9 protein-coding genes are annotated in these 14,357 nt (G+C 37.5%); 8 read left to right on the top strand and 1 reads right to left on the bottom strand.

Annotated features, from left to right (window positions below; translation table 11 throughout):
• Nucleotides 1–22: 22 nt before the first annotated feature.
• From CLAU_RS03210 to CLAU_RS03200, 3 genes are all read left to right on the top strand, one after another.
• Nucleotides 23–1,327, top strand: coding sequence for an amidohydrolase (locus CLAU_RS03210; RefSeq protein ID WP_023161921.1), 1,305 nt, complete (start codon nucleotides 23–25; stop codon nucleotides 1,325–1,327).
• Nucleotides 1,328–1,467: 140 nt separating this feature from the next.
• Nucleotides 1,468–1,962 (top strand): hypothetical protein, encoded by a 495-nt coding sequence (locus CLAU_RS03205; RefSeq protein ID WP_023161920.1) that lies wholly within the window; start codon nucleotides 1,468–1,470, stop codon nucleotides 1,960–1,962.
• A 163-nt stretch (nucleotides 1,963–2,125) separates the two neighbouring features.
• Nucleotides 2,126–3,838, top strand: coding sequence for a sensor domain-containing diguanylate cyclase (locus tag CLAU_RS03200; protein WP_023161919.1), 1,713 nt, complete (start codon nucleotides 2,126–2,128; stop codon nucleotides 3,836–3,838).
• Nucleotides 3,839–3,974: 136 nt separating this feature from the next.
• Here the strand turns inward: CLAU_RS03200 and CLAU_RS03195 are convergent, their stop codons facing one another.
• A complete protein-coding gene (locus CLAU_RS03195; protein ID WP_023161918.1) occupies nucleotides 3,975–4,739 on the bottom strand; it encodes a DeoR/GlpR family DNA-binding transcription regulator in 765 nt (254 codons plus the stop codon).
• 180 nt (nucleotides 4,740–4,919) lie between these two features.
• Here CLAU_RS03195 and CLAU_RS03190 point away from each other — a divergent pair, with 180 nt between their 5' ends.
• From CLAU_RS03190 to CLAU_RS03170, 5 genes are all read left to right on the top strand, one after another.
• Nucleotides 4,920–5,357 carry a PTS sugar transporter subunit IIA gene (locus CLAU_RS03190; RefSeq protein ID WP_023161917.1) on the top strand — a complete coding sequence of 146 codons (438 nt, stop codon included), beginning with the start codon at nucleotides 4,920–4,922 and terminating at the stop codon, nucleotides 5,355–5,357.
• 31 nt (nucleotides 5,358–5,388) lie between these two features.
• On the top strand, nucleotides 5,389–6,489 hold the full coding sequence (locus CLAU_RS03185) for a PTS fructose transporter subunit EIIC (RefSeq protein WP_023161916.1): 1,101 nt from the start codon (nucleotides 5,389–5,391) through the stop codon (nucleotides 6,487–6,489).
• A gap of 36 nt (nucleotides 6,490–6,525) precedes the next feature.
• Nucleotides 6,526–6,846: a PTS fructose-like transporter subunit IIB gene (locus CLAU_RS03180; RefSeq protein ID WP_013239253.1), complete on the top strand. Its 321-nt coding sequence runs from the start codon at nucleotides 6,526–6,528 to the stop codon at nucleotides 6,844–6,846.
• Nucleotides 6,847–6,917: 71 nt separating this feature from the next.
• Nucleotides 6,918–7,895: a Gfo/Idh/MocA family protein gene (locus CLAU_RS03175; protein ID WP_013239252.1), complete on the top strand. Its 978-nt coding sequence runs from the start codon at nucleotides 6,918–6,920 to the stop codon at nucleotides 7,893–7,895.
• A gap of 1,028 nt (nucleotides 7,896–8,923) precedes the next feature.
• Nucleotides 8,924–14,194: an Ig-like domain-containing protein gene (locus tag CLAU_RS03170; RefSeq protein ID WP_013239251.1), complete on the top strand. Its 5,271-nt coding sequence runs from the start codon at nucleotides 8,924–8,926 to the stop codon at nucleotides 14,192–14,194.
• The last annotated feature ends 163 nt before the right edge of the window (nucleotides 14,195–14,357 follow it).

Below are 14,357 nucleotides of genomic sequence, written 5' to 3'. Positions count from 1 at the left end.
TTATTTATATGAGGATGATTTTATGGATAGAACAATAATAAAAAATGTAAATATAATTACTATGAATAAAGAAAAAGAAGTAATAGAAAATGGAGTAGTAGTTGTAAATGAAAGTATAATAGAGGATATAGGAAAAAGTGAACTTTTAAAAAAGTATGCTGGAGAGAAAGTAATAGATGGAAATAACGGAATATTAATGCCTGGCATGATAAATACCCATACTCATGCATCTATGCTGCCATTTAGAAGTCTTGGGGATGATTTAGCTGACAGGCTTAAGAAGTATATATTTCCACTTGAAAGCAAGTTTGTTGATAGCAAATTTGTTTATGAAGGAGCAAGAGCTGGAATAGCAGAAATGCTCTTAGGAGGAGTTACAACATTTGCTGATATGTATTACTTTGAAGATGAAGTTGCAAGGGCTGCAAAGAAAATGGGAATCCGTGCAGTACTGGGTGAAACGGTACTTAATTTTCCATCACCAGATTCAGAGAAGGCCTATGGAGGAATTGAATATGGTGAAGAGTTCATTAAAAACTGGAGGAAAGAAGAATTAATAACTCCATCGATAGCACCACATGCTCCCTATAGTAACGATACCGAGCATTTAGTAAAGGCACATAGTATTTCTCAAAAATACGATATTCCAATGATGATGCATGTGGCAGAAATGGATTATGAGACTGAAAAGTATGAAAAAGAATACAACATGACACCTGTACAATATTTAAATAGTATAGGAATTTTAGATGAAAATTTTGTAGCAGCACATTTAATAAATATAACGAGTGAAGATCTGGAGATTGCTTGCAAAACTAAAATTGGAATAGCTCACAATATAGGTGCAAATTCAAAGGGAGCAAAGGGAGTTTCACCAGCAGTTAAAATGTATAAAAGAGGTATGAAAATAGGACTAGGAACTGACGGACCAATGAGTGGCAACACTCTTGATATAATAACTCAAATGTCTCTTGTTGGCAAAATTCATAAACTGGTTAATAGAGATAGAACTCTTTTCCCAGCTTCTGAAATAATTGAAATGGCAACTATTGGTGGTGCAAGAGCATTAAATATGGATAAAACTATAGGATCTATTGAGAAGGGAAAAAATGCGGACTTAGTTATAATAGAAACCACCTCCATTAATATGCAGCCTATATATGATTATTATTCAGCGGTAGTTTATTCCGCCAATCCAGCAAATGTAGATACAGTAATTATAAATGGTAAAGTCCTTGTAAAGAATAGAAAACTCATAGGTATAGATATTGATGATATTATAGATAAGGTAAATAGCATTAAAAATGGTATAATTAAATTTTTCTAAAGAAAAGTGAAATATATACGGAAACGGATAGAGTAAAACTATCCGTTTTTTTCATATATAAAATATTGAAATTAATATTATTTTAAGAAATAAGCATAATAAAAATATATTATTATGCCTAAGGCAAAGGAGATGTCTAAATGAAAAAACTTTTTTCTTTAATTATGGCAATTTCATTGCTTATTATAAATCTAGTAGGCTGTGGAACTCAAAAGAGTGTTACTGAAGTCAAAGACAAGGCAAAAAATGCAACAGAACAAGCAAAAAATGATGTTATGCAAATTCCTAAAAATCTACAAGCTGACATGGGTACAGGTACCTTTTATATTTCTACTCCATCTGGTACATCGCAGAATGGAGCTGTCCCAGTTATATATGCAGATAAAAATACTCAAATTGAACAAATTGGAGTAAATACAAGTGGCTTTAATGGTAAAAATTTAAGTTATATATTTGTAGATGGAATGTTAAATGCTAAAGAACAATTAGCAGAAAGCCAATCCTCTATAAATCTTAAGGGCAATGCTCTTAAAGTAGGAAAACATAAGGTAGATGTTGTTCAATATAATAACAATAAGACAACAGACAGTGTTATAACACATAAAACAGCCTATTACGAAGTTAAATCTAAATAATAAATGTTGTTATTTATAGTGTAAATGTTAATTACAAATGGCATTTACACTTGTTTTATTTATATATAGAAAAGCCTATAAACAGTATGTTAATTTGTGACATTGATAATTCAGTAAGTATGTAATAATATTTTAGTAATATACTGTTAATCGGAGGTATCGTATGAAAAAATTTATTTTACCTATCATCCTTATAGCTTTATTAGTAGGTATATCTCCAGCTTTTAATAATTCTAATATGCACAGCCATATTAAGGCAGATAAAGGAATTTTAAATTTAAGTAATTATGATTTTGAGCGCAGAGGAAATGTAAAGATTGAAGGGCAATTGGAGCTGTATGTGAATAAACTTCTTAAACCAGAACAAGTGAAACATGAAAAAGCTGATAAGTATTTAATTTTACCAGATAGATTGACAACACAGCTAAATGGAAAGAATACTGGATATATGACAGTACATTTGAGAATATTTCTTCCAGAAGGGATTGTCTATGGGCTTAGAATAGGAAGTTTTTTGTCAGCTTCAAAGATTTGGGTGAATGGTGTTTTACAAGGACAAGTGGGCCAAGTAGGTAAAAGCTATGATGAAGAGAAATCTATATACTTGCCAAGTTATACATATTTTACAGCACAAAATGGAGTTGCTGATATAGTAATTCAAGCATCCAATTACAGAATCCTTTATCCAGTATTAAAACCTTTTGATCTTGGACTTAAGGATAGAATTATGAATAAATTCATAGTAAATGCAGGCGGTGATTTAATTATAATAGGAGTCCTATTTATTGTAGAATTGCTATTTTTATGCTTGTATACACGTTTGAAGAATAATAAATTTTTTCTATATTTTTCCGTATTGTGTTTGCTTACACAGCTAAGGTGTTTGGTTTTAAATGAAAGAATAATTGTGCACATTTTTCCCAATATGCCTTTTGAATTGCTTAGCAAAACAGCGGCAATTACATACTATTTATACATACCAATTTATGTTTTACTTCTAAGAAAATTATTTTCAGATTTTCCTAAAAAGTTAGTTAATATATCATTGTGCTTTTCAATACTCTTTACCATTATATGTCTTATAACTAATAATACTTTTTATGATAGATTATCTTTTTTAGGTGAAGCTATTTTGATATTTATTGTGATTGGTATATTGCTATTTTTTATAAAAAAAGTAAGAAAAAAAGAGGGAATAATATCATTTGTGGCATTCATTGCCTTAATTGCTACAGCAGCAAATGATATACTCATAAACAATGGAATGATATATGGCAGGTATGGTTTTCAGGTAGGTATGCTTATTTTTGCTTTTTTAGAAACCTATGTAATTGTAATGCAATATTCTGATGAGATAATTAATGCAGAAAAACTAAAGATAGAAAATCGTATTATATATGAAAAGTCTATTAGAGATGACCTTACGGGCTTATATAAAAGAAATTATATTGGAGAAATATTAGATAAAGTTATGATAAAGTATATAAATGAAGGTGAAATATTTAGCATAATGATGTTTGATGTGGATTATTTTAAATCAATTAATGACAATTATGGACATCTACAGGGAGACAAGGTTTTAACTGATATAAGTAAAGTAATAATGGAATGTATAGGAGACACGGGTTATGCAGGAAGATATGGTGGGGAGGAATTTATTGTTATTTTGCCTAATACAAAGCAGGAAAGGTTAGTAGAAATAGGAGAAAGAATTAGAAATAAGGTCAATACTTTTCCATGGGAAGATGGAATAAAAGTTACTATAAGTGGCGGATTGTATGAAAATAAGTCAAATACAAATATGGAATGTATAAAAATTGTTGATGATTTATTATATGAAGCTAAGAATAGTGGAAGAAACAAAATTGTAGTATAGCTAAATAAGTTGCCTAATTAATTAGTATGCTAACCTTTTTAACATGTATACATATTTTTAAACAGTTGACAATTAACTGTCAACTGTTTGTTGTCAATTCTCAACTTTTAAACGGATTTATCTACAAAAGTTTATATTAGATGAATTTAGTATCAGTTTTAGTTAATAAATTTGTGATTTCCTTGCCTGGTGGAGACTCTGTAATAATTGTATCTATATCATAAAGGGTAGCAAATTTATAAGTACCATCAATGTAAAATTTACTATTTTCCATAACCAAAAATATTTCTTTACTGCCATTTATTATGGCCTTTTTTGTGTTTCCATCTTCTACATCAAAAGTAGTGACACTTTTGTCAAATATGTTTACGCCACAGCTGCCTATAAAACATTTGTTGGGCTTGTAGTTAATGATACTTTCGATAGCCATTGAACCTGTAAAGCCATCTAAATCTTTGCTAAGAACTCCTCCAGTACAAATAACTTTAATGTTATTATCTTGTTTATTTAATATTGAGATTATATCCAGCATATTGGTTACTACTGTGAGCTTCTTTGGGCTCTTTGAAAGCTTTTCAGCCAACATCATATTTGTAGTTGATATATCTAGAAAAATAGTTTCATTTTCGAAAATAGAATTAAAGGCTTTTTCAGCTATAACTTCTTTTGATTCTACACTAATATTTTTCCTTATAGAAATGTCTTGCTTGGGAGCGGAATGTCTAACAGATACGGCACCTCCATAAGTTCGCTGCAGCAAATTTTTATTTTCTAGTATTTTTAAGTCTTTTCTAATACAGTCCTCTGTTACATTAAATCTGGAACTTAAATCTTTGACAACCACTTTTCCTTCTTTATGTAAAATATTTATTATTTTATCATGTCTTTCTTCTGGAAACAAAAGTTACCTCCCCTTTATGTTACATAATAGAATCTTATTGATTCATACTAATATTATTATATCAAAATTTCATTTATAATGTGGAAATACATTTAAGAATTCAAAAAAGATTATGATTGAAACAAATGTAAAATGGCATAGATAAGATAATTAATGTTTTTACTGAGGAGGATATAGTTAATGAATGACATAATAAATAAAGACCTTGTTGTATTAGATTTAGAGGCTTCTTCTAAAGAAGAAGTTATTAGAAAGCTTTCAAAGCTTATAGAAAAACAGGACAAATTAATAGATTTTGATGGCTATGTCAAGCAGGTATTTGAAAGAGAAGAGGATTTCCCTACATCTATAGGATTTGATGTAGCTATTCCCCATGGCAAATCTGACTCTGTAAAAAGTGCTGCAGTAGCTTTTGCTAGACTAAAAAAAGAAGTTAAGTGGAGTGAAGAAGAATCGGTAAAGTATGTATTTTTAATTGCTGTACCAGAGAAAGAAGCCGGGGATAGGCATTTGCAGATCCTTGCTCAGCTCTCCAGAAAGATTATGAGAGAGGAGTTTAGAACTAAGCTACAGGAAGCTTCTAACATAGAAGAGATATTAGAAGCATTGGATAGTTAAGAATTAAATAATAAGAGTGGAGGTAAGTAAAATGGATGATTTAAAGGATTTATTAAAAAATACCAGACAGCATCTAATGACAGGTGTTTCATACATGATTCCTTTTGTTGTATCAGGAGGAGTTTTATTAGCACTTTCAGTTTTATTATACGGTTCAGCAGCAGTTCCACCTAAAGGAACAAGGTTGAATGATTTGTTTAATATAGGAGCAGCCGGACTTGGATTAATGGTTCCTATACTAGCAGGATTTATAGCATTTTCAATGGTAGATAGGCCAGGTATAGCACCAGGAGCTATTGGTGGTTATCTCTCAAATCAAATTGGAGCGGGATTCCTAGGAGGAATTATAGCAGGTTTGCTTGCAGGTATAGTAGTTTTCTATTTAAAGAAAATAAAAGTTCCTTCAATTATGCGTTCTGTAATGCCAATATTTGTTATTCCACTAATAGGTACATTTATCATAGGTACACTTATGGTTTGGGTTATAGGAACTCCTGTTGCAGGAGCTATGACGGGAATGAAGGCTTGGCTAGAAGGGTTAGGTACTGGAAATTTGGTACTTTTAGGAATAGTTTTAGGTTCAATGATAGCTTTTGATATGGGAGGTCCAGTAAACAAAGTTGCATATGGATTTGGAGCGGCAATGGTAGGAACGATAAATCCTACAACTGGAATGGCAAGTCCTATAGCACTAAAAATAATGGCAGCCATAGGTGTTGCAATATGTACCCCTCCAATTGGGATGGGTGTAGCTACTTTCTTAGCACCTAAAAAGTACTCAACGGAAGAAAAGGAAGCAGGAAAAGCTGGTATATTGATGGGGCTAATAGGAATAACAGAAGGAGCTATACCTTTTGCTGCATCAGATCCATTGAAGGTTATTCCTTCTTTAATAGTGGGTTCTGCCAGTGGAGCAGTTACTGCAATGTTATTAGGGTCTGGAAATCCTGCACCTTGGGGTGGATGGATAGTATTGCCAGTAGCTACTGGCAAATTTGGTTACATTATAGCTACTTTGGTAGGTGTTGCTGTAACCGCATTGATGGTAAATATTTTAAAGAAACCAGTCACAGAAAAGCGTAATGATGACCATGGTGGAGGCGGTGAGGAAATAAACTTGGATTTCGAATAATATAGGCTAAAACACGATAATAGGAGATGAATTAAAATGAAGATATTAGCAGTTACGGCTTGCCCATCAGGAGTTGCACATACTTATATGGCTGCAGAGGCATTGGAAAAAGCAGCAAAAGCCAAAGGAATTGAAATAAAGGTTGAAACTCAAGGATCAATAGGTATAGAAAATAAAATTACCATGGATGATGTAAAAGATGCAGATGTAGTTATATTAACTAAAGATATTGGTATAAAGGAAACGGAAAGATTTAACGGATTGCCAACTGTCAAAGTTGGAGTTAGCGATGTAGTTAAAAAATCAGATCAAATAATTGACAAAGTTGAAGCATATATTAATAGCAAAAAACAATAATAAATAAGCTGTTGGTTACTCCAACAGCTTATTTGATATAATTTAAATATTTGAAAGAAGAGGGAAGCATAATGGTGAAGTTTGCTGTAATAGGAACAAGTAAAATCACTGATAGGTTCATAGAAGCAGCTAAGTTATGCAAGAATTTTGAACTCACTGCAGTGTATTCAAGGACAAAAGAAAGAGCTTTAGAATATGGGAGTAAATACGAAGCTGCATTGGCGTATGATGATTTAGATGAACTTGCAGAAAGTAGAGAAGTAGATGCTGTTTATATAGCTAGTCCAAATAGTTTTCATGCTTTTCAGTCAATTAAAATGCTAAGGGGTAAAAAGCATGTATTATGTGAAAAAACTATAGCATCTAATAAAAAGGAATTAGAGCATATGATAAAAGCAGCTAAAGAAAATGGAGTAATTCTTTTAGAAGCAATGCGTTCTGTATTTGATCCAGGCTTTAAGGCCATAGAGAACAATCTTATTAAGCTTGGAACTATTAGAAGGGTTACATTTCAATATTGTCAATACTCTTCCAGATATGATAATTTCAAAAAAGGAATTGTTGAAAATGCATTTAATCCTGTTTTTTCTAACGGGGCACTAATGGATATTGGGGTATATTGTATTCATCCATTAGTTAAGCTTTTTGGAATGCCTAAAAGTATATGGGCAAATTCTGTAATTTTAGAAAATGGAGTGGATGGTGCTGGAACTATTATGGTGAACTATGGAAATATGCAGGGGGAACTTTTATACTCTAAAATTACCAATTCTAAATTACCAAGTCAAATTCAAGGTGAGAAGGGATGCATGATCATAAAAGAAATAGCTGATACAAGGGAAGTTACTATTATATATAATAATGGAAAAGAAGAACATATAAGTATCAATAAATGTGATAACAATATGTATTACGAAGTAGAAGAGTTAATTAGGCTTATTCAAATAAAGGGAAATGCAGATGTGTATAATAAATGTTCTCTTATGGAACTTAGCATAATGGATGAAGCAAGAAGAAAAATGGGGATTAAATTTCCAGCAGATGTTTAGGCATTTTCAAAGAAATGCTGAATATTTGGGAAAATCCCCTTCTTTTTTATTTTAGTCTATTTTAATTTAAAAATTCTTCTCATATTTAAGTAAAGAAGGATTCCAGGTTTCAAACATTTCATTTTCATTTACCACTGCCTCAAATACAGGATTCAAAAAAGAATATATTACTTCAATTACCTTTGCAAATTCAATTTCTATTAACATTTGGCTTTAGAAACTATAACATCTCCAACCCCCATGTCTATATGAAAAGGTGTTTTTGTATTTTTAAATTTTCCTATAATATTAGCTCTAATTCCATATGGGCATATTAGAAGGACGTAACATTTCAGCCTGAATTATTACATTCATGGGGTTGTATTTTCCTTAGCGTACGCTAAGGAAATTTGTTTAAGTAAGTTATATTTCAACAAAAATAAAGCCTGTATGAATGATACTGTAAATTTGTAATAACAATAAATTGCTAAGCTTAGGAGTAGTAAGCGTTTGTTGTATATATGGAAATAATTGAGATCAAGTTGTAACTTTCTGTTCCATTACTACAGGTACCCCAACCCTTCATATGTAGAAAATATAAATTACAAAATTGTATTGTTATGTCGTGTTATGTCATATAATATAAATTACAAAATTGTATTGTTATGACATGTTATGTGGTATAATATAATTACAAAATTGTATTGTTATGTCATGTTATGCTATATAATATAATTTAGTATAAAAATACCCTTGTATGTTTATTTTTGCACTAAATTATATCTTTTAGGAGGGGATACAAATTGAAACAAAAGTAAAAAAGAGAGCATATTTGTCTTTTTAAATTTTTTGTATTTTTGAAACGTGATGCTTTATTTTCAAACCAATTTTTATGTACAAGCTTGTATAGCTGTGATTTGTTGAGAGTTTATAAATGTATCAACGATGGTAGTAATTACAAAATTTTTGTGGCCTAATCAAAATATAATCAATATGTACTGTAATATAATTTACTTATGGTAAATTATAAGAAAAATGGGGGGAGTTTTATGTGTAAAAGTATTATTCCCAATGTGGGAAGAAAAATTAGACGATATAGTGCTCGATTTTTTACATTTTTACTTATATTTGTAATGCTTTTCAGTAATACCGCGCAGGTTTGGGCGGTTACAGCATCGCCTTATTCATACCCGAATGATACGTCGATTGTGGGAGGTAGCACTATTAATAATGCATCATTAATAGGTGTTTATTTAAGTGATGCGTCTGATTCTGACTATAGTTCTTCCAGTGGTAATTATACTGCTAGTAGGGAATTGAAAGCAGGAATACCTAATAATGCTTCATATCCTGCTAGTCAATTCAATGGTGCAGACGGAAATGGAGTAGACCTCTTACCTAATTTTCAAATTGCATTCAATGAAAATATCCTTGGTAAGTCAGATACATATAGCAACTATACTAACAACAAAGGTCTAGTAACACTGGTAAAAGTAAATGCCGATGCCACAGAAAGTAGTGTAGCTACTAATGTTACTATGAATAAGAGTCTTAATGGAAGCCTTTTTGTTTCTCCAACAACAAAATTGGAACCTAGCACTTCTTATAAAGTAAAAGTAAGTTCAGGTATCACGGCGGACCAAACACCTGTTACATTAACAACCAATGCGTATGAAATCTTGTTCAAGACTAAAGCATTGGCACCTTCATCAGGTATTACAGGCGTCACATTAGATAGGACAAGCGCTTCTATTGATGTCGGCAGCACCAGCCAGCTTACAGCTACGGTAGCTCCGGCGGATACCGCGAATAAAGGTGTCATATGGGCTTCGGACAATACAGCCGTAGCTACAGTAGATGCAAATGGTATCGTCACCGCAATGGCGGCAGGTACAGCAAACATTACTGTCACTACAACTGACGGGAGATTTACGGCGAATTGCGCCGTCACCGTTCAAGCGGCACCTTCAGGGGTGCCAACTGATGTGCTTAGTGTCAAGAATATTAAATCAACTACTCTGACATTAAACTGGCCACAATCGGCTAATTCAGATATAAACACTTATGAAGTGTTTAATGATATTACAAAGATAGCTACTTGCACAAAAACTGACTCGGAGTACAATGTCACTGGTTTAACTGCTGACACAGATTATACGTTTACTGTCAAGGCATTGGACATCGATGGTAAAGAATTGAGCAGTATTACTGCAAAAGCGAAGACTTTGCCGGCCCCAAACTTTACACTTGCGGTGGATGGCCCGGATTCCGGTAAAATCGGTGACACGCTTACAGTCAAGGCGACGATCAACTCGGAAGTGGACGCGTACGGCTTTAAGGTAACGTTTAAAGACCCTTCCAGTAGCGATACTTACGGCAAGATAATGCCGGATCTAATTGCCACTCAAGCCGCAAACATCGGGATAAGGGGTCTGACGGTGGATACCTCGGTGGCCGGACATGTGAGTTTTGCCTGTGATCCGGTGGAGCAAACGAAGGTTATCACTGCAGGCACACCGCTTACTCTTATCTTGAAGTTTAAGGTAGTCGGCACGGCGAAGTCGGCGACGGAAGACCTTACTGTCAATGTCGACAGTTTGGAAGACCAGCTGGTGCTGTTCACGGATCCAGGTGAAACCAGCGCAGAACTTGACACCTATACCAAAATCTGTGGCGCAGTAATGGCGGGCAAGGCATTGATAGCTTCACTCAGCGGTTCCGCCGTTAATCTGCATACTTTATTTTGCGCAAGCGTGGTGTTTGACACGCCTACCGCCAATGTTGGCGGCAACGAACAGTCCACTACGGTCACTGCAAAGATTACGGCACCGACCGATAAGGACGTGTATGGATTTTACACAAACATCAACTATGATGGTAATGATAACTTTGCATCGGATTTACAATTGGATCCTGCCGCGACTAAAGCGGCCAACGCCGGAATTTTGGCGGGAAAGTTGAATGTCATCGTTTTGTCTTTTGATAGTGAACCAGATTATGGCGGGAAGATATGGGTCGAATCGGACGGAGTGACCCCTATTATTAAAAAGGGTGAGATGCTTGATCTCAAGCTGGTGTTCAAAATACTGCCTTTCAACAGCGAGGGTACGCGTAAGGTCACTGTTTCACCCTGTATGGTGCTGTTCACCGACCCGTCCATACGCGCGAAAGCCACGGGCGATGGTCTGACGACGATAGACGACATTGATAACACTACCATGGTATCAACTCAGGAAAGCCTTGGGACCATCGCTATCGCTGGACCTACGGAAGGAAGTATAACGCTGACGAGGGCAATCACCAGCCTTACCATGTCTTCCGTCTACGGCAAAGAGGGTTCTTACAACTTATACACTCCGGCCGACGTGCTGGCGTTTGCGGACGCGGTCAATACTTTGGGCTATACCGCTATCAACGCTACTATAAAAAATGATATTGACATGACAGGAACGACTTTCGCCGGTATCGGCACGAAGGACCATCCGTTTGTAGGAACGATTTCAGGCGGGAATCACACGATCAAAATCGCCCGCGTGGTAACGGACGGAAACTCAGACGTCGGCGGTTTGGTCAACTACTTGGGCAGCGGAGGTGCTCTTACCGGTGTATCGATGGCAGGTACCATTACCGGAGCCTTCGGAGGCGCGAACGTCGGAGGTCTTGTGGGCGCATCCACCGGTAGTAGCATCACCCCGACAATCATAAGCAGCGTGTCGATATCCGGCACAGCCTCTGACGGAGCGAATATCGGCGGTATCGTCGGATTCTCGAACTATGGCGGTAGTGCTTACGGCAAAAAAATATACAATGGCAGTATTTCCGTCACGGCGGCACAAGGCAGTAACGTCAATGTCGGCGGCATCGCGGGCATGTTTGACGGGACGGGTCAGACGACCGACTCGAACCGGCAGATGTACCATTGCTACAATAATGGCAATATCAGCGGTGGAACCAACACAGGGAGTATCGTCGGTTCGATTAAAAACGGCATTATCAAGGAAAGCGGCAACGGCGTCTACAACGCAGTCGGTAAACTATGGAGCGGCGGCGGTGCAGTCAGCGGCATCGGCAATACCGGCGGCGTTGCCGGGCAAGCCACCAGCACGACGTTCAACACCGTGTTCAACACCAGCGCGGTCAGCGGTTCTGGCGGCAGTACCGGCGGCATCGTCGGTTCCATTTACGGCACTGGCACAAGTGTTTTGCAATCGTACAATAACGCCGCAGTCACCGGTTCGGATGCTTCTGCCGGCGGAATTGTCGGCAAAAACGACTCGTCCGACTCGGCCATCGCAGCTAACTTCAATCTCGGCAACGTCACCGCAGCGGACTCCAAGCTGAATGCAGGAGGGATTGTCGGCAAGGCCACAGCGGCTCCGGCGGTTTATACGGGCAACTACTATATTAAGACCGGCTCGATCAATTCGGGCATTAGCGACGCGCTAGACAATACAACGTTTACGGTTGATAGCGGGAATTCGAATGCAAGCAGTGCCTCCAACCCCGATAGCTTCTCTCTTACGAAAGTAAGTTCAAGTTCGCCCGGCATATACATCTACAAACTTCAGCCGCCTCTTACCGACGCGGACGGGACTTATTTGCTGTCAACGGTGAGCGACATCCTCTGGTTCTACCAGACCGTAAACAATAATGTCGAATCAGGCACGCAAAACAAGATTAACGGCCGGCTTGTGAACAACATTGATATGTCCAAAGTGCTGTCGGCGCAATTCTCGGGAATAGGAAAGACCAACGGCCCAGTTTATACTTATTACGCCGGCACGTTTGATGGCGCGGGATTTACAGTGACTATCAAAAATTCCTCGATCTTCGGCATCTGCCAAGGCGCTACGATTAAAAACCTGACCGTTGACGGATCGCTTGACATTGGGTCTGTCGGCGGCGGAGGTATCACCAATATGATCACTAACGGCCTCATCGAAAATTGCCACAACAAAGCGGATATCAACTCAACCAATGGCCTTATCGGCGGTATTGCGTATCAGGCGGAGAACAGTACCATTTCGAACTGCACGAACAGCGGCAATATCACGGGAGGCAAACTTGGCACGATCGGCGGCATTGTCGGCGAGCTCGGCGGATTTGACGTTGCAGTGCCGACGCATTCGGTTATTATTAACTGCGTAAACTCAGGCAATATCACCGGTGGATTAACAATCGGCGGAATCTGCGGGGAAACCGAAGGCAACAATTGCACCGCCGACTTCATCAATTGCAGCAACACAGGAAAAGTCATCTCAACAGCTCAGACATCGTCGGGTGCGACGGGAATATACAATCCGCCTTATATGAACTCCGCCGGCGGAATACTCGGTGGTGCAATTGACCTCACCGTGAACATCAAAGGCTGTCAAAACTCCGGTGTCGTCACGGGCACGGCGAATAACTTAGGCGGTATCGTCGGCGTTGCAGGCCCCTCATGGAGCATCTATGGCAAAACGAGCATAAAGGTTACGGACTCCACTAACTCTGGAAAGGTAATCAGCACGGTTGACCGCAATGCTGTGGATAACAGCTATCCAGGGAATCCGAATAGACCGATTAACCCAGATTATATCTCCGTCGGCGGCATTATAGGCAGTACCACACAGGGTCTAAGCGGGCTCGATATCTCAGGCAACAACAGTTTCGGCGTCGTCGATAAGGGCATCGCCACAAACGGAGGTCCAATTGCCGGCACGTGCAACCAGCCCGGTATCGGCGACAACAATACTTCTAGCGATAATCCAACTGGTGGTAACAATTCAACTGGTGGTAACAATCCAACTGGTGGTAACAATCCAACTGGTGGTAACAATCCAACTGGTGGTAACAATCCAACTGGTGGTAACAATCCAGCGGGTAATAATAATCCAGCGGGTAATAACAATCCAAAGGGCAATAACAATCCAACAGGTAATAACAATCCAAAGGGCAATAGCAATCCAGCGGGTAATAATAATCCATCTGTTTCTGGTACACCTGGCAGCACTGCACTTGCCACTCAAGCGACTAAATTAGTAGCATCGAACAGCCCTAATACTACACCGATAACAAACAAATCGGTTACGGCGTCGAAACCAGAACCCGTGCAAACAAACACGGTAAAAAAACCAGCACCTGTAAAAGATGCCAGCAATACCTCGGGCAAATCGACAGCAAAAGCAACGAAACCAGTTTCAAAAAGTGCGAACGTTTACGAGGTCATCCAGGATGCAATCCAAAATAATCCGATCATCATTAGAGTATTGCTTCTATTTATTGTTGCCCTAGCGGGTCTAGGAGGATTTAGGCGATACAGAAAAAGCCGCGAGCAGTAAACGCTCCGGGAATTGATAAAAATAAGAGAAAATGTGCTTAACTTAGCTTTCAACGTGTACCGCTGTTAAACGGTACACGTTGAAAAGATATATATTTTCTTAGTCCAGATTAGCGCAATGATAGAGTGTCTTAAGCCTTCATAACAAATGCCTTGATTCATGG

Source organism: Clostridium autoethanogenum DSM 10061 (assembly GCF_001484725.1).
GTDB classification, from domain to species: Bacteria; Bacillota; Clostridia; order Clostridiales; family Clostridiaceae; genus Clostridium_B; species Clostridium_B ljungdahlii.
This window is presented reverse-complemented; position numbering and strand designations above follow the sequence as displayed.

Excerpts from the sequence above, each read along its gene's own strand:
- CLAU_RS03180 (WP_013239253.1), top strand. The coding sequence starts at position 6,526 with ATGAAGATATTAGCAGTTACGGCTTGCCCATCAGGAGTTGCACATACT.
- CLAU_RS03170 (WP_013239251.1), top strand. The coding sequence starts at position 8,924 with ATGTGTAAAAGTATTATTCCCAATGTGGGAAGAAAAATTAGACGATAT.
- CLAU_RS03190 (WP_023161917.1), top strand. The coding sequence starts at position 4,920 with ATGAATGACATAATAAATAAAGACCTTGTTGTATTAGATTTAGAGGCT.
- CLAU_RS03200 (WP_023161919.1), top strand. The coding sequence starts at position 2,126 with ATGAAAAAATTTATTTTACCTATCATCCTTATAGCTTTATTAGTAGGT.
- CLAU_RS03185 (WP_023161916.1), top strand. The coding sequence starts at position 5,389 with ATGGATGATTTAAAGGATTTATTAAAAAATACCAGACAGCATCTAATG.
- CLAU_RS03175 (WP_013239252.1), top strand. The coding sequence starts at position 6,918 with ATGGTGAAGTTTGCTGTAATAGGAACAAGTAAAATCACTGATAGGTTC.
- CLAU_RS03205 (WP_023161920.1), top strand. The coding sequence starts at position 1,468 with ATGAAAAAACTTTTTTCTTTAATTATGGCAATTTCATTGCTTATTATA.
- CLAU_RS03210 (WP_023161921.1), top strand. The coding sequence starts at position 23 with ATGGATAGAACAATAATAAAAAATGTAAATATAATTACTATGAATAAA.